General features: G+C 60.3%; 14 protein-coding genes and 1 riboswitch. Of the genes, 7 read left to right on the top strand and 7 right to left on the bottom strand.

The window, feature by feature from the left end:
* The first annotated feature begins 15 nt into the window (after nucleotides 1-15).
* Together KW841_RS02455 and KW841_RS02460 are read left to right on the top strand one after the other, a co-directional pair.
* Entirely contained in the window at nucleotides 16-366 is a 351-nt protein-coding gene (locus KW841_RS02455) for a RidA family protein (protein ID WP_218473315.1), read from the top strand.
* A 29-nt stretch (nucleotides 367-395) separates the two neighbouring features.
* Complete coding sequence (locus KW841_RS02460) at nucleotides 396-1,298, top strand: transporter substrate-binding domain-containing protein (RefSeq protein ID WP_218473318.1); 903 nt, start codon at nucleotides 396-398, stop codon at nucleotides 1,296-1,298.
* Between the two features lie 122 nt (nucleotides 1,299-1,420).
* Here the strand turns inward: KW841_RS02460 and KW841_RS02465 are convergent, their stop codons facing one another.
* Together KW841_RS02465 and KW841_RS02470 are read right to left on the bottom strand one after the other, a co-directional pair.
* On the bottom strand, nucleotides 1,421-2,140 hold the full coding sequence (locus KW841_RS02465; RefSeq protein ID WP_095964181.1) for a 16S rRNA (uracil(1498)-N(3))-methyltransferase: 720 nt from the start codon (nucleotides 2,138-2,140) through the stop codon (nucleotides 1,421-1,423).
* 205 nt (nucleotides 2,141-2,345) lie between these two features.
* Nucleotides 2,346-3,752, bottom strand: coding sequence for an adenosylmethionine--8-amino-7-oxononanoate transaminase (locus tag KW841_RS02470; RefSeq protein ID WP_218473320.1), 1,407 nt, complete (start codon nucleotides 3,750-3,752; stop codon nucleotides 2,346-2,348).
* 223 nt (nucleotides 3,753-3,975) lie between these two features.
* On the opposite strand from KW841_RS02470, the gene KW841_RS02475 reads away from it, so the two are divergent.
* The 3 genes from KW841_RS02475 (at nucleotide 3,976) to KW841_RS02485 (ending at nucleotide 7,543) form a co-directional block, all read left to right on the top strand.
* A complete protein-coding gene (locus KW841_RS02475; protein WP_218473321.1) occupies nucleotides 3,976-5,730 on the top strand; it encodes a flavin monoamine oxidase family protein in 1,755 nt (584 codons plus the stop codon).
* Between the two features lie 641 nt (nucleotides 5,731-6,371).
* Nucleotides 6,372-6,923: a cytochrome b gene (locus KW841_RS02480; protein WP_218473322.1), complete on the top strand. Its 552-nt coding sequence runs from the start codon at nucleotides 6,372-6,374 to the stop codon at nucleotides 6,921-6,923.
* Nucleotides 6,924-6,955: 32 nt separating this feature from the next.
* Nucleotides 6,956-7,543, top strand: a complete 588-nt coding sequence (locus KW841_RS02485; protein ID WP_015097179.1) for a YceI family protein — start codon at nucleotides 6,956-6,958, stop codon at nucleotides 7,541-7,543.
* A gap of 180 nt (nucleotides 7,544-7,723) precedes the next feature.
* Here the strand turns inward: KW841_RS02485 and KW841_RS02490 are convergent, their stop codons facing one another.
* The 4 genes from KW841_RS02490 to ahcY form a co-directional block, all read right to left on the bottom strand.
* On the bottom strand, nucleotides 7,724-9,586 hold the full coding sequence (locus KW841_RS02490) for a DEAD/DEAH box helicase (RefSeq protein ID WP_007975446.1): 1,863 nt from the start codon (nucleotides 9,584-9,586) through the stop codon (nucleotides 7,724-7,726).
* Between the two features lie 222 nt (nucleotides 9,587-9,808).
* Entirely contained in the window at nucleotides 9,809-10,624 is an 816-nt protein-coding gene (locus KW841_RS02495; protein WP_007975447.1) for an ABC transporter substrate-binding protein, read from the bottom strand.
* 166 nt (nucleotides 10,625-10,790) lie between these two features.
* Nucleotides 10,791-11,636 carry a methylenetetrahydrofolate reductase [NAD(P)H] gene (metF, locus tag KW841_RS02500; RefSeq protein WP_104450110.1) on the bottom strand — a complete coding sequence of 282 codons (846 nt, stop codon included), beginning with the start codon at nucleotides 11,634-11,636 and terminating at the stop codon, nucleotides 10,791-10,793.
* Nucleotides 11,637-11,796: 160 nt separating this feature from the next.
* Nucleotides 11,797-13,206: an adenosylhomocysteinase gene (gene ahcY, locus KW841_RS02505; RefSeq protein ID WP_218473323.1), complete on the bottom strand. Its 1,410-nt coding sequence runs from the start codon at nucleotides 13,204-13,206 to the stop codon at nucleotides 11,797-11,799.
* A gap of 23 nt (nucleotides 13,207-13,229) precedes the next feature.
* Nucleotides 13,230-13,329: riboswitch (S-adenosyl-L-homocysteine riboswitch) on the bottom strand.
* A 198-nt stretch (nucleotides 13,330-13,527) separates the two neighbouring features.
* Between ahcY and KW841_RS02510 the strand changes: the two genes are divergently transcribed.
* Both KW841_RS02510 and KW841_RS02515 read left to right on the top strand, forming a co-directional pair.
* On the top strand, nucleotides 13,528-13,932 hold the full coding sequence (locus KW841_RS02510) for an acyl-CoA thioesterase (protein ID WP_102699934.1): 405 nt from the start codon (nucleotides 13,528-13,530) through the stop codon (nucleotides 13,930-13,932).
* Nucleotides 13,933-14,079: 147 nt separating this feature from the next.
* Nucleotides 14,080-14,976, top strand: coding sequence for a formate/nitrite transporter family protein (locus tag KW841_RS02515; RefSeq protein ID WP_218473324.1), 897 nt, complete (start codon nucleotides 14,080-14,082; stop codon nucleotides 14,974-14,976).
* Between the two features lie 3 nt (nucleotides 14,977-14,979).
* Here the strand turns inward: KW841_RS02515 and KW841_RS02520 are convergent, their stop codons facing one another.
* A complete protein-coding gene (locus KW841_RS02520) occupies nucleotides 14,980-16,149 on the bottom strand; it encodes an MFS transporter (RefSeq protein WP_218473326.1) in 1,170 nt (389 codons plus the stop codon).
* Between the last annotated feature and the right edge of the window lie 278 nt (nucleotides 16,150-16,427).

Raw genomic sequence — 16,427 nt, forward strand, 5'->3', positions numbered from 1 at the left:
GAAGAGGACACTGCAATGACCATTACCCGACTGCACAGCAACCCGCGCCTGTCTGGCGCCGTGACCTTTGGCGACCTGGTGTTTCTTTCCGGGCAGGTGCCGGGCGATGCCCGGGATGCCAGCGGCCAGACCCGCGAAGTGCTCGCGAAAATCGATACCTTGCTGGCCGAGGCGGGCAGCGACAAGGATCATCTACTCAGTGCGACCATTTACCTGAAGAACATCACCGAGGATTTCGCCGCGATGAACGAGGCCTGGTCGGCCTGGCTATCGCCGGGGCAGGCACCGAGCCGCACCACCGTGCAGGCCGAACTGGCCCGCCCGCAGGTGCTGGTGGAAATCACCGTCATCGCTGCACGCGTCTGATGAACCAACACCCACAACGGAGAATAACAATGCAAAAAATCACGTTGCTCGCTTGTACGCTTGGCCTGTTGCTCGGCAGTCAGGTTCAGGCCAATGAAGCGCCCTTGACCGGCACCCTGAGCAAAATCGCCAGCGCCAACAGCATCACTCTGGGCTATCGCGATGCTTCGGTGCCTTTCTCGTACGTGGGTGATCACAGCGGCAAGCCGATGGGTTACTCGGTGGATCTGGCGGGCAAGATCGTCGAGCGCATCCAGCAGCAACTGGCGCTGCCGGACTTGAAGGTGAAGTACAACCTGGTGACCTCGCAGACCCGTATTCCACTGGTGCAGAACGGCACCGTGGACCTGGAGTGCGGCTCCACCGGCGTGACCGCCGAACGACAGAAACAGGTGGCGTTCTCTTATGGTTTCATCTACGTCAAAGGCCAGTTGCTGACCGCGAAGGACAGCGGGATCAAGAGCTTTGCTGACCTGCGCGGCAAGAACGTGGTGACCACCGCCGGCACCACCAACGAGCGCTTCCTGAAAAGCTACAACGTCGATCACAAGATCGACATGTTCGTGATCAGCGCCAAGGACCACGGCGAAGCCTTCCAGATGCTGCAGTCGGGCCGGGCGGTGGCGTTCTACATGGACGACGCGCTGCTCTATGGCGAGCGCGCAAAGGCCAACGAACCGCACAAATGGGTGGTGGTCGGGGAGGAGCAATCGCGGGAGATCTACAGCTGCATGGTGCGCAAGGACGATCCGCAGTTCCTGGCGCTGGTCAACGGTGCGTTGGCGGATCTGTACAGCTCGGGCCAGATCAATGGCATCTACAAACGCTGGTTCGAGCAGCCGATCCCGCCGAAGGGTTTGAACCTTGAGTTCCCGATGACCAGCGAACTCAAGGCGATCATTGCCAAACCGGTGAGTGATCCGGTGCAGTAGTCATCCAGACCGTGTCGTGGCCATTCGCGAGCAGGCTCGCTCCCACATTGGACCTGTGGTGCTCACAGATTTTGTGATCACTGGAGATCTACTGTGGGCGCGAGCTTGCTCGCGATGGGGGCCTAGAAATCCCCCCACAGTTGCTGGGCCACCGCCAACGCCACCACCGGCGCGGTTTCGGTGCGCAGTACCCGTGGACCGAGGCGGGCGGCGTGGAAGCCGCCGGCCTTGGCCTGATCGACTTCGGCATCGGACAACCCACCCTCCGGACCGATCAGGAATGCCAGACTTGAAGGCTTGGCATGGCTCACCAGCGGCTCGGCCACCGGGTGCAGCACCAGCTTCAACTCGGCTTGCGTCTGCTTCAACCAGTCAGCCAGCAACAGCGGCGGATGAATCACCGGTACCCTTGAACGGCCGCATTGCTCGCAAGCGCTGATCGCCACCTGGCGCCAGTGCAGCAGGCGTTTGTCGGCGCGCTCGTCCTTGAGCCTGACTTCGCAGCGTTCGGTGAAGATCGGGGTGATTTCGCTGACGCCCAGTTCCGTGGCTTTCTGAATCGCCCAGTCCATGCGCTCGCCCCGGGACAGGCCCTGGCCGAGATGGATCTGCAGCGGCGATTCGATCTGCCCGGCGAAGCTTTCATCGATCTGCACCACGACGCGCTTTTTGCCGACTTCGACCAGCCTGGCGCGAAACTCCTGGCCCGAGCCGTCGAACAATTGCAACGCATCGCCCTCGGCCATGCGCAGCACGCGGCTGATGTAATGGGCCTGGGCTTCGGGCAATTCGTGCTCGCCGGTGCTCAGGGGGGCGTCGATGAAGAAGCGGGACAGTCTCATGCGGGGTCTCTACTGAATCTAATGTTCGGCATCGTAAGTGTGTCGGAGTAGCTTTTTGTGGCGAGGGGGCTTGCCCCCGTTCGGCTGCGAAGCAGTCGCAAATCCTGCTGATGCGATTTATCTGGGGAAACCAGGTTGCCGAATCTGGGGTCGCTATGCGACCCAACGGGGGCAAGCCCCCTCGCCACAGGGTAATCAGTGACTGTCAGCCCGGATCACGGAACCCCGGATGGAAGTCCTTCGGCACTGCCACGCTGACACTGTCACGGGTGGCGATGTCGATCCCTTCACTGGCCACTTCGGCCAGGAAGTCGATCTGTTCCGGGGTGATCACATACGGCGGCAGGAAATACACCACGCTGCCCAATGGGCGCAGTAAAGCACCGCGCTCCAGGGCGTGCTGGAACACCTTCAGGCCACGGCGTTCCTGCCACGGGTAAGCCTCTTTGCTGGCCTTGTCCTTGACCATCTCGATGGCCAGCACCATGCCGGTCTGGCGCACTTCGGACACGTTCGGGTGATCCACCAGATGCGCCGTCGACGAAGCCATGCGCTGCGCCAGGGCCTTGTTGTTCTCGATGACGTTGTCTTCTTCGAAGATGTCCAGGGTTGCCAGGGCCGCCGCGCACGCCAGCGGGTTGCCGGTGTAGCTGTGGGAGTGCAGGAAGGCGCGCAGGGTCGGGTAGTCGTCGTAGAAGGCGCTGTAGACTTCGTCTGTGGTCATGCACGCCGCCAGTGGCAGATAACCGCCGGTCAGGGCCTTGGACAGGCACAGGAAATCGGGGCGGATGCCAGCCTGTTCGCAGGCGAACATCGTCCCGGTGCGGCCGAAGCCGACGGCGATTTCGTCGTGGATCAGGTGCACGCCGTAGCGATCGCAGGCTTCGCGCAGCAGCTTGAGGTACACCGGGTGGTACATGCGCATGCCACCGGCGCCCTGGATCAGCGGCTCGACAATCACGGCTGCGACGCTGTCATGGTTCTCGGCCAGGGTCTGTTCCATCGCGGCGAACATGTTGCGCGAGTGTTCTTCCCAGCTCATGCCCTCGGGACGCTGGTAGCAGTCCGGGCTTGGCACTTTGATGGTGTCCATCAACAGCGCCTTGTAGGTCTCGGTGAACAGCGGCACGTCGCCCACCGACATCGCCGCCATGGTTTCGCCGTGGTAGCTGTTGGTCAGGGTGACGAAGCGCTTCTTGCCCGGCTGACCGCGATTGAGCCAGTAGTGAAAGCTCATTTTCAGCGCGACTTCGATACAGGACGAGCCATTATCGGCGTAGAAACACCGGGTCAGGCCTTCCGGCGTCATCTTCACCAGGCGCTCGGACAACTCGATCACCGGTTGATGACTGAAACCGGCAAGGATCACATGCTCGAGTTGATCAACCTGGTCCTTGATGCGCTGATTGATCCGCGGGTTGGCGTGCCCGAACACATTGACCCACCAGGAGCTGACCGCATCGAGGTAGCGTTTGCCTTCGAAGTCTTCCAGCCACACGCCTTCCCCGCGTTTGATCGGGATCAGCGGCAGTTGTTCGTGATCTTTCATCTGGGTGCAGGGATGCCACAACACGGCTAGATCGCGTTGCATCCACTGATTATTCAGGCCCATTTTCACTCTCCTGGAGGCGGTCCGTGACCTGCGCGGACAAACAATCGGGCAAGCCTATGCAATGCGTGCCACGGGGACAACCCATTGTGTCGAAAGAGCTACTTCGTTCAGGCCGATAGACGTTGCTGGCAGGTGCCTGATAGCTGACGTATCCTTCGCGCTTCTTGAGCCGTCTGGCTCGCAAAAACTGCTGTTTTCCTCGTGTGATTCCGGAGTTCGCTGAATGTCTGTCGGTTGGCTGCGCGCCTGTGCGCTGGTGATGTTGGGGCTGTTCAGCGTGTCTGCGCTGGCCAAGGATAAAACCGCGATCGTGATCGGCGGCGGCCTGTCGGGCCTGACTGCCGCGTACGAGCTGCAGAGCAAGGGCTGGCAGGTCACCCTGCTGGAAGCCAAGTCGAGTCTGGGCGGCCGTTCCGGCATGGCCACCAGCGAGTGGATCGGCAACGACAAGACCCAGCCGGTGCTGAACAAGTACGTATCGAACTTCAAGCTGAGCACCACGCCGGCCCCTGAATTCGTGCGGACCCCAGGCTACCTGATCGATGGCGAGTATTTCTCTGCCGCCGATCTGGCGACCAAACAACCGGCCACCGCCGAGGCGCTCAAGCGTTTTGACAAGACTCTGGACGATCTGGCGCGTTCGATTGACGACCCGCTGAACCCGGCCGCCAACAACACGCTGCACGCGCTGGATCAGATCAACGTGTCGAGCTGGCTCGACAAGCAGAACCTGCCGGCCACTGCCCGCCAGTTGATCAACCAGCAGATCCGTACCCGCTACGACGAACCTTCGCGCTTGTCGCTTCTGTACTTCGCGCAGCAGAGCCGCGTCTACCGTGGCGTCTCCGATCGTGACCTGCGTGCTTCGCGCCTGGTCGGTGGCAGCCCGGTGCTGGCCCAGGCCTTCGTCAAGCAGCTGAAAACCATCAAGACCAACTCCCCGGTTTCGGCGATCATTCAGGACAAGGACGGCGTGACCGTCAAAGTCGACAGTGTCGGTTATAAAGCTGACTACGTTGTATTGGCCGTGCCGTTGCGCGCCCTGAACAAGATCCAGATGACTCCGGCGCTGGACGCCCAGCACCTGGCAGCGATCAAGGGCACCAACTACGGCTGGCGCGACCAGATCATGCTGAAGTTCAAGACGCCGGTGTGGGAAAGCAAGGCGCGCATGTCCGGCGAGATCTACAGCAACACCGGCCTGGGCATGTTGTGGATCGAGCCTGCCCTGAAGGGCGGCGCCAACGTGGTGATCAACCTGTCCGGCGACAATGCGCGAGTAATGCAGGCGTTCGGCGACAAGCAGATGGTCGATCAGGTGTTGATCCGCCTGCACGCGTTCTATCCACAGGCCCGCGGTTCGTTCACCGGTTATGAAATCCGTCGCTACAGCACCGACCCGTCGACTGGCGGTGCCTACCTGGCCTTCGGCCCGGGCCAGATCAGCAAGTTCTGGCGCCTGTGGGAACGCCCGATTCAGCGCGTAACCTTCGCTGGCGAACACACCGATACCCTGTATCCGGGCACCCTGGAAGGCGCGCTGCGCACCGGTCAGCGTGCGGCCAGCCAGGTTGAAGACCTGGCGGCGGGCAAGTCGTTCGAACCGGCGAAAGTGGTTCCGGCCGCCGCTGCGGCGGGCGCTGGTGCGGTGGCGGCGAAGAAGGGCAACTTCTTCAGCAACCTGTTCGGCGGCTCGGATGACGAGAAGAAGCCGGAACCGGTCAAGGCACCTGAGCCTGTTGCACCGCCAGCACCTGCTCCGGCGCCAGCCCCGGCCGCCGCGCCGGCACCGGTGGAAGCACCGAAGGCTGCGGCACCGGTAAAAACCGAGCCAGCCAAGAAGGCACCGGTCAAACCGGCCGCCAAGACCGAAACGAAAAAAGCCCCGGCCAAGGCACCCGTCAAGAAAGCCGAGCCGGCCAAGAAGCCAGCGGCCAAACCGGCTGTGACTCCGGCAACGGATGCCAAGGCGCAGTAACGTTCAGGCGTAAACAAGCGCGGCTCAAGGGCCGCGCTTTTTTTTTGCCATCGCACATGAGACATCTCGACTTTGTCTACCAGTCCTACACGCCTCAGCGATACATCAGATGCCTCCCACAAACGAACCAGAGGGAGATGATAGATAGCGCCTGATCTTGAGCCCTACGATCTTCAAAAACTGGAGAATGTATGAAAGAACTAGCAGTAATAATCATATTGATAGCGCTTTCTGGTTGTGTAGAGGGACGTCTATTTCCTGGAGGATACGGCCATGAGCTGGCCTTTGAATGCGATATGAATCCCTACAGTCCTGATTGTTTACAGCCCCCTCCAGTGTTCCACAATTAGGGAGGGCGTGACCGCTGAGATCAAGGCTCAGTGACGTTCAGGCAAAAAACGCGGCTCAAGGGCCGCTTCTTTTTGCCTGGAGAAAGCCGGGACCAGAATCGAATAAATTTTTTGATACAGGTGTTCTCTGGTTTGTATTCACTTTTACTCACAATTTCGACTTTAATCTTTCCTTAACTCGCAGGCTTCAGACTGTTGATCGTATTTTTCGATATTTCAAAGCAAATTTTTCCGCTTTAATTCGATAGATAACTCGATACTCTTGAGCCAGCACTTACAGGGATCCAGGCAATGCAGCTACGTAACTCTACCTCCCGCTACGGCTGGGTCAGCATCTTCATGCACTGGGGCGTGGCGCTGGCCGTGTTCGGTTTGTTCGCGCTTGGGTTGTGGATGGTCGGGCTCGACTACTACAGCACCTGGCGCAAAGACGCGCCGGACCTGCACAAGAGCATCGGCCTGGTGGTGTTGGGTGTGATGCTGCTGCGGGTGCTGTGGCGCTTCATCAGCCCGCCGCCGCCAACCCTGGCCAGCTACAGCCGCATGACGCGCCTGGGCGCCAGGTTCGGCCATGGCTTTCTGTATCTCTGCCTGTTCGCTGTGATGATTGCCGGTTACCTGATTTCCACCGCAGAAGGCGTCGGTATCCCGGTGTTTGGCTTGTTTGAAGTGCCTGCTCTGGTATCCGGATTGCCGGACCAGGCAGATACCGCTGGGGTGATTCACCTCTATCTGGCGTGGGTGCTGGTAATTTTTTCCGGCCTCCATGCGTTGGCAGCATTGAAGCACCACTTTATCGACCGTGATGTGACCCTCAAGCGAATGCTGGGTCGCAAAGCCTGAAGTTCAACCTCGACTCCCAAGGAAAACAAAGCATGTTGAAAAAGACTCTGGCCGCTCTGGCAATCGGTTCGGCCCTGTTGTCCGCCGGTAACGTAATGGCCGCTGACTACGTGGTCGACAAAGAAGGCCAGCACGCCTTCGTTGACTTCAAGATCAGCCACCTGGGTTACAGCTTCATCACCGGTACTTTCAAGGACATCGACGGCAAGTTCAGCTTCGACGCTGCCAAGCCTGAAGACAGCAAGATCGAGTTCAACGTGAACACCGCCAGCGTGTTCACCAACAACGCCGAGCGTGATAAGCACATCGCCAGCAAAGACTTCCTGAACGCCAGCAAAGCCACGTTTGTTTCCACCAGCGTCAAACCTACCGGCAAAAATGCCGCTGGCAAGGACACTGCTGACGTGGCTGGCGACCTGACGATCCTCGGTGTAACCAAGCCAATCGTGGTCAAGGCCACTTTCCTGGGTGAAGGCAAGGATCCATGGGGCGGCTACCGTGCAGGCTTTGAGGGTACTTTCAGCCTCAAGCGTTCCGATTTCGGCAAGCAGAAAGACCTGGGCCCATCGTCCGATGCGGTTGAGATGTACGTGACGTTCGAAGGTGTCAAAGCGAAGTAATGCTGAGTCTGTAGGAGCGAGCCTGCTCGCGATAGACACGAGAGCGCCGCGGAGCATCAGGCTTCCAGCGTTATCGTTGACGACCATCGCGAGCAAGCTCGCTCCTACAGGGTATTACATCAGCCATAAAAAAATGCCCCGGTTCTCACAAACCGGGGCATTTTTTATTACAGCGATAACTCAGCGATTGCGGGTCAGCAGCGCTGGTTTCTCACCACGAGGACGGCTTGGCAGTTGATCCAGCTGCTCAGGTGTCGGGAAGCGGTCGGCTTTCGATTCCTTGTGCATGATCTTCGGTGCCGGGCCACGCGGGTTCTGCACAGCCGGTTCCGAACGAGGCTGGTCGTCACGGGCCGGGCGGCGATTGCGTGAGTCTTCGCGGCGGGCCTGGCCATCGCGTGGTGCGCCACTGCGAGGACCGTTACGCTTGGCCGGCGGGGTGCCGGTACTGGCGCCATCGCTGTTGCGCGGACCGTTCTGGCGACCTTGTGGCTTGCCGGAACGTGGAGTGCCTGCGGCGGTGCCCTGTGCCGGAGCACCCGGACGGCGACCACGGCCTTGCGCGGGTTTCTGCTGCGGTACGTAGTCGACGCGGTTACCGAAGTTATCGATATCGTCGTCCAGGAACTCGTCCGGGGCACGGTCAGCGGCGGCACGAGGAGGCTGCGACGGACGCTGTTCGCGTGCCGGAGTGCCTTCACGTGGCTTTTGCTGACGGGCAGGGCGCTCGCCGCGTTCGCCGGCCGGTTTTTCCTTGCCCTTGTCCTTGCCTTTGTCCTTGCGGCCGCCGCCACCACCGCTGCCGTTCGGGCCGTCGCCGCGCGGGCCACGCGGATTGCGCGGGTTACGCATGTCCGGGCGCTCGCGCACTTCAGGCTTTTCCGCCTCGATGGTGCTTGCATCGAAGCCCATCAGGTCGCCGTCGGCGATTTTCTGCTTGGTCATGCGCTCGATGCTTTTCAGCAGTTTTTCTTCGTCCGGGGCGACCAGCGAAATCGCCTCGCCCGAACGACCGGCACGACCGGTACGGCCGATACGGTGCACGTAGTCTTCATCGACATTCGGCAGCTCGAAGTTGACCACGTGTGGCAACTGGTCGATGTCCAGGCCGCGGGCGGCGATGTCGGTGGCCACCAGGATACGCACGGTGCCGGCCTTGAAGTCGGCCAGGGCTTTGGTGCGGGCGTTCTGGCTCTTGTTGCCGTGGATCGCGACGGCGCTCAGGCCGTGTTTGTCCAGGTACTCGGCCAGGCGGTTGGCGCCGTGCTTGGTGCGGGTGAACACCAGTACCTGTTCCCAGGCGCCAGCGGTGATCAGGTGCGCCAGCAAGGCACGCTTGTGGCTGGCCGGCAGACGGAATACGCGCTGTTCAATACGCTCGACCGTGGTGTTCGGCGGCGTGACTTCGATGCGTTCCGGGTTGTGCAGCAGCTTGCCGGCGAGGTCGGTGATGTCCTTGGAGAAGGTCGCCGAGAACAGCAGGTTTTGGCGTTTGGCCGGCAGGCGGGCCAGGACTTTTTTCACGTCATGGACGAAACCCATGTCGAGCATGCGGTCGGCCTCGTCCAGCACGAGGATTTCCACGTGGGACAGATCGACGCTGCCTTGGCCGGCTAGGTCAAGCAGACGGCCAGGGCAGGCCACCAGCACGTCTACGCCACGGGACATGGCCTGAACCTGCGGGTTCATGCCGACACCGCCGAAGATGCAGGCGCTGACGAACTTCAGGTCACGGGCATAGACCTTGAAGCTTTCATGCACTTGCGCGGCGAGTTCGCGAGTCGGGGTCAGGACCAGTACGCGCGGCTGGCGCGGGCCGTGACGCTGGGATTTGTCCGGGTGACCGTTGGGGAACAACCGCTCCAGGATCGGAAGGGCGAAACCGCCGGTTTTACCAGTACCTGTCTGTGCCGCGACCATCAGGTCGCGACCTTGCAACACGGCGGGAATGGCCCGCTGTTGCACCGGAGTAGGCTCGGTATAGCCCGCTGCCTCGATGGCGCGGACTAAAGCCTCGGAGAGACCGAGGGAAGCAAAGGACATGAGTAATCCTGTTTTAGTTAGGGCTTGGCCCAATGGGAGTCTTGCCTGGCGCGAATGGCGTTTAAGAGGACGCAATCCCGTCCGGTCCTGCTGGGTCTCGAAGGCTCGTCTGCAAGCGCTCGCGCGGGCTGAAAGCTGCGCAGTAGCGGGGTTGAGATGCCTTTAACGATTCCGGGCGTCCGGGCGTGAGCCTGGCGGGAAGGCCGGAGTATAACAGAGCAATCACTGCGCGCCGCTTTCCTGCTGCTCAACGGTTTTTTCCGTGGCGGCCGTGGTCTTTTCAGTTTTCATGTTGACGGCCGGTTCCGCGCCATAGCGGGCACTCAGTTCGGCGTAGGCGGGCTCGCGCTTGAAGCGTTTGAGTTCGGCACCGAAACGTTGCACCAGCAAGTCCATGCCCGCATTGCGCCGCACCGCGAGAAACTGGCTTTGCTGGCTGATGATCGTCGGGTTTTCGGTGATCTTGTCGCGGATGCCCAGTTCATCGAGCAAATGCTGGCCGACCCGGCGGTCGGTAATCAACAGGTCAATCCGCCCGCGCAGCAGTTTGCCGAAGTTGGCTTCGTGGGTGGGCGCCGGCTCGCGAGTGAACAGCGTGGAGTCGCTGAAGTCCTTGCTGTACAGGTAACCCGGCGAGGTGCCGATGGTCAGGCCGCGCAAGTCATCAAGGGTGCGAAACGGATGGGGCCGGTCATTGGCGTAGAACAACACGAACTGCACTTCAGACAGTGGTTCGCTGGGGTAGAGAAGGGTCGCATCACGCTCATCGCTGTGAAAGATGTCCAGCGCGCCGTCGGCCTGGCCTGATTCAAGCATCGACAGGCAGCGTTTCCATGGCAGGAACTGCCACTCCACTTCGATGCCCAGGCGGTTGAAGACAATGGCGGTGGTTTCGTAGTCCAGGCCCAGTGACTTGCCGTTGTCCTCGTACACATAAGGCGCCCACGGCTCCGTGACAATGCGCAACTTCTCGCCCCGGGCGGCGAAGCTCAGGCAAGTGAAGGCAAGTACGGCGATTAACTGCGTGATCAAAGGCATGGGCTTGAGATTACGACGAGAAACCGGAAAGAGCCAGAAACTCACCGCAGATGCTCTAACTCCGTGGATTGCTGCACATTTATAGTGCGTTGAAGCAAAAAAATCGCAGCCCACGAAAGCTCCTGTAGGAGCTGCCGCAGGCTGCGATCTTTTGATCTTGCTTTGCTTAACGCGGCAACTTCAGGTTGTTCCACACCGCCAGGCTCGCTTCAGCCTGGTTCAGCGTGTAGAAGTGCAGCCCTGGAGCGCCACCCTGCAGCAGTTGTTCGCACATCTCGGTGATGACCTGTTCGCCAAAGCGCTGAATGCTCTGGGTGTCGTCGCCGTAAGCTTCCAGTTGCTTGCGGATCCAGCGCGGAATCTCCGCACCGCAGGCATCGGAGAAGCGCGCCAGCTTGCTGTAGTTGGTGATCGGCATGATGCCCGGCACGATCGGGATGTCCACGCCCAACGCCCGCACACGTTCCACGAAGTAGAAGTAGCAGTCGGCGTTGAAGAAGTACTGGGTGATCGCGCTATCGGCGCCGGCGTTGGCCTTGCGCACGAAGTTGGCGACATCGTCTTCGAAGTTGCGCGCTTGCGGATGCATTTCCGGGTAGGCGGCGACTTCGATGTGGAAATGGTCGCCGGTTTCTTCACGAATGAATTCAACCAGGTCATTGGCGTGGCGCATTTCGCCACTGGCCATGCCCATGCCCGAAGGCAGGTCACCGCGCAGGGCGACGATGCGCTTGATGCCGGCGGCCTTGTACTGGGCCAGCAGACCACGCAGGTCGTCTTTGCTGTCGCCCACGCAGGACAGGTGCGGAGCGGCAGGGATTTTGACTTCGCTTTCCAGCTGCAACACGGTGTTCAGCGTGCGATCACGGGTCGAACCGCCGGCGCCATAGGTGCAGGAGAAGAAATCGGGGTTGTAGATGGCCAGCTGACGAGCAGTGGCGAGCAGCTTTTCATGCCCAGCATCGGTCTTCGTAGGGAAGAACTCGAAGCTGTAGCGACGATCTTGGGACATGGGAATACCCTTGAAAACGCGTAAGCCTGTGAGGCTTGCATATCCCATGTGGGAGCGGGCTTGCCCGCGAAGGCGGTGGGTCAGTCGACATTAATGTTGAATGATAAACCGCCTTCGCGAGCAAGCCCGCTCCCACAGGGAGAGCAGGCAGCAGATCCGATCAGTAGCGGTAAGCGTGCGGCTTGAACGGACCTTCGACGGTCACGCCGATGTAATCGGCCTGGGTCTTGGTCAGTTGAGTCACCACGCCGCCGAAGCCACGGACCATTTCCAGGGCCACTTCTTCGTCGAGTTTCTTCGGCAGTACTTCAACGGTCAGGCGCTCGGCTTTCTGGGCTGGCGACAGGTCGGCGTACTTCTGGCCGAACAGGAAGATCTGCGCCAGAACCTGGTTGGCGAACGAACCGTCCATGATGCGGCTCGGGTGGCCGGTGGCGTTGCCCAGGTTAACCAGGCGGCCTTCGGCCAGCAGGATCAGGTAGTCATCGTTCTGCGGGTCGAAATCGCCAGCGCCGGTACGGTGGATTTTGTGAACCTGTGGCTTCACTTCTTCCCATGCCCAGTTCTTGCGCATGAAAGCGGTGTCGATTTCGTTGTCGAAGTGGCCGATGTTGCAGACAACTGCGCGCTTCTTCAGGGCTTTGAGCATGTTCGCGTCGCAAACATTGACGTTGCCGGTGGTGGTCACGATCAGGTCGATCTTGCCCAGCAGCGCTTTGTCGATGCTGGCTTCGGTACCGGTGTTGATACCGTCGATGAACGGCGAAACCAGTTCGAAACCGTCCATGCAGGCTTGCATGGCGCAGATCGGGTCGACTTCGGAAACCTTGACGATCATGCCTTCCTGACGCAGGGACTGAGCGGAACCCTTGCCCACGTCACCGTAGCCGATCACCAGCGCTTGCTTGCCGGACAGCAGGTGGTCGGTACCGCGCTTGATGGCATCGTTCAGGCTGTGACGGCAGCCGTACTTGTTGTCGTTCTTGCTCTTGGTCACCGAGTCGTTGACGTTGATGGCCGGGATTTTCAGCTCGCCCTTGGCCAGCATGTCCAGCAGGCGGTGAACGCCGGTGGTGGTTTCTTCGGTCACGCCGTGGACGCGATCCAGAACCTGTGGGTACTTCTTGTGCAGCAGTTCGGTCAGGTCGCCGCCGTCGTCGAGGATCATGTTGGCGTCCCATGGCTGGCCATCCTTGAGGATGGTTTGCTCCAGGCACCACTCGTACTCTTGTTCGGTTTCACCTTTCCAGGCGAAAACCGGGATGCCGGCAGCGGCGATGGAAGCGGCGGCCTGATCCTGAGTCGAGAAAATGTTGCAGGACGACCAGCGCACTTCGGCACCCAGGGCAACCAGGGTCTCGATCAGCACGGCAGTCTGAATGGTCATGTGGATGCAGCCGAGGATCTTCGCGCCCTTGAGCGGTTGCTCTTCGGAGTACTTGCGACGCAGACCCATCAGGGCTGGCATTTCGGATTCGGCGATGATGGTTTCGCGACGGCCCCAGGCAGCCAGGGACATGTCGGCGACTTTGTAATCGGTAAAATCTGCAGGCGTGATAACAGCGCTCATGAAGAGCCTCCATTCGTAATGTATGCGAATGGGCGCCGTTGTGCGTTTAGTGTCTGGCTTAAGGCCAGGCAACGCCCCATCCGAGCCTGACAGGTCGAACCTGCTGCAGCGCCCCTCGGACAGGTGGCGGGAAAACGGTATCAAGTGATGATGACCGTTTTGAAACGGTGGCGATTATAGCGGGCTATGCTGATCTTCCAAAGTGTTTCTGTCGGTCAATGTCCGAACGGTAATCGAGACCATAGTCGATGCTCAATAGAGCTCTGGGTCGGGCTCTGCCATGATGGTCAGCATCATTCGGCAAGACGTTCAGGAGTGAACATGAATTTCCACACCCGCAAATGGGTAAAACCCGAAGACCTCAACCCTAACGGCACGTTGTTCGGCGGCAGCCTGTTGCGCTGGATCGACGAAGAGGCGGCGATCTACGCCATCGTCCAGTTGGGCAACCAGCGTGTGGTGACCAAGTACATTTCCGAAATCAACTTCGTCAGCGCCTCGCGCCAGGGCGACATCATTGAACTGGGCATCACCGCCACCGAGTTCGGCCGTACCTCGATCACCCTGACCTGCGAAGTGCGCAACAAGATCACCCGCAAGAGCATCCTCACGGTCGAGAAAATGGTCTTCGTGAACCTCGGTGAAGACGGCTTGCCGGCGCCCCACGGCCGGACCGAGATCAAGTACGTCAAAGACCAGTTCCAGGACGATGACGCCGGCTCGTAATGCGAGCCAGTAGGAGCTGCCGCAGGCTGCGATCTTTTGATCCTGATTTTAAAAGATCAAAAGATCGCAGCCTGCGGCAGCTCCTACAGAACGGAATAGAACGCCCGCGTGTCGTAGCTAAATAGCCCGCCACTGGTTGCGCACATCATGAACTCGGCACAAGACGGCAAGACCCCGAACCTTTCGGCGCAAGAAGAGCACGAAGTCGAAAAGAGCCAGCCGCCCCGTGCCGCCGTGTTGCACGAGATCATCCGCACCCAGGGCGATCAGGAGCTGGAGCGCAGCATTGCCGCTTTGTGGTGGTCGGCGCTGGCGGCGGGGTTGACCATGGGTCTGTCACTGATGGGCATGGGGCTGCTCAATTCGCGCCTGCCGGACGGCGAGGGATTCAAGGTGATCGCCAGTTTCGGTTATTGCGCCGGTTTCCTCGCGGTGATCCTCGCTCGTCAGCAACTGTTCACCGAAAACACCCTGACCGCTGTGCTGCCGGTGATGACCAAGCCGACCCTGGCCAACTTCGGCCGTCTGCTGCGGCTGTGGACGGTGGTGCTGGTCGGTAACCTCTGCGGCACTTTGCTGGTGGCGTACGTGATGCTGGAGCTGCCGATTTTCGACAGCAAGACCGACGTCGCCTTTCTCGATATCGGCCGCAAGGTCATGGAAAACCACGCCAGCCAGATGTTCGCCAAGGGCATCGTTTCCGGCTGGATGATCGCGACCATGGTCTGGATGATTCCGTCCATGGAGAGCGCCAAGATGTGGATCATCATCCTCATCACCTATCTCATGGCGCTGGGAGACTTCACCCACATCGTCGTCGGCTCGCTGGAGGTTTCGTATCTGGTGTTTGCCGGCGAGTTGCCGTGGAAGGACTTCTGGCTGGTGTTCGCCGGGCCGACGCTGGCGGGGAACATCATAGGTGGCAGCTTTATTTTCGCGCTGATCAGTCATGCGCAGATTCGCAGCGAAAGCGGGCCGCCGAAAGAGTCAGCGGATCAGAGTCAGGCACCTGTTCCGCAGAAGATCAAAAAACCATCAAGGTGATGCTCAGCCCGCCGCAATCAGTGCAGCCGCACTGCGACGCTGGCGATAGATGAAGAACAGTGCGGTCAGCACGGTCAAGCCACTGACCAGTGCGCCGGTCCACGGCAGGTCTGCCAGGTCTGCGCCGCTGGCTACTACAAGGCCACCAATCCATGCGCCGGCGGCGTTGCCGAGGTTGAAGGCACTCTGGTTCAACGTTGAGCCGAGGTTCGGTGCTTCATGGGCCTGATCGATGATCAGCAGTTGCAGGATCGGGCATAGCGCGAAGGCGAACGTCCCCCACAACACCAGTGTGATTGCCGCCGGAATCACCGATTGGCTGGTTTGTGTGAATGCCGCCAGCACCACCAGTACCGCCAATGCCATGCCCACCAGCGATGGCAGCAAGCGGCTGTCCGCCAGACGACCGCCGAGCATGCTGCCGGCGGTCAAGCCAACACCGAACAACAGCAACATGATGGTGACGCCGTGGGGACTGACGCCAGTGATTTCCTGCAGGATCGGCGCGATGTAAGTGAACACACTGAACAGGCTGGTCGAGGCCAGCACGCTCATGCCCAGGGCCAGTAGCACGTTGGCCTTGCCCAGCACCTTGAACTCGCTGGCCAGGTTGGCTTTATCCATCGCGATGTTTTTCGGCAGCCAGACCCATTGCGCAATCGCGGCCAGCACACCGATCACCGATACCGCCCAGAACGTCGAGCGCCAACCCGCGTATTGCCCGAGCGCGGTACCCAATGGCACGCCGAGCACGTTGGCCAGGGTCAGGCCGGTGAACATCATGGCAATCGCCTGGGCCCGTTTGTTGGGGGCGACCAGTCCGGCAGCCACCACCGAACCGATGCCGAAAAATGCGCCGTGGCAGAGTGCCGTGATCACCCGCGCGGCCATCAGCGTGGCGTAGTTCGGTGCCAGTGCGCAGAGCATGTTGCCGAGGATGAACATCAGCGTCATGCCCAGCAGGGTGGCTTTGCGCGGCATGTTGGCGGTGCCGACGGCGAGGATCGGTGCACCGAACACCACGCCCAGGGCGTAACCGGTGATCAGCAATCCGGCATCGGGAATGCTGACGCCGAGATCGCGGGCGACGTCGGGCAACAGGCCCATGATCACGAATTCGGTGGTGCCGATGCCGAAGGCGGCAACGGCGAGGGCAAGCAAAGCGAGTGGCATGCGCAAGGTCTCTGTCGGTAGTCTTGACGCTGTGATCAGGCATACGCAGGCCGACGACCGTTCTCGACGAGAGCGGGCGGGGCAGGATTTTTATTGGAATTGGTCTGTGCGCAACTGAGTGCGGCGTGGTCGTTTGCAGTATAAACAGCTGCTGACATATGGCGAATCAATTATCTACCGAAATTCTGTAGGAGCGAGCTTGCTCGCGAAAGACGTCAAGGCGACGCGTTTATCCAGACAGCACGCGTTATCGTTAACGTCCATCGCGAGCAAGCTCG

Source organism: Pseudomonas sp. PDM28 (assembly GCF_019219115.1).
In the GTDB taxonomy this organism is placed as follows: domain Bacteria; phylum Pseudomonadota; class Gammaproteobacteria; order Pseudomonadales; family Pseudomonadaceae; genus Aquipseudomonas; species Aquipseudomonas laurylsulfatiphila.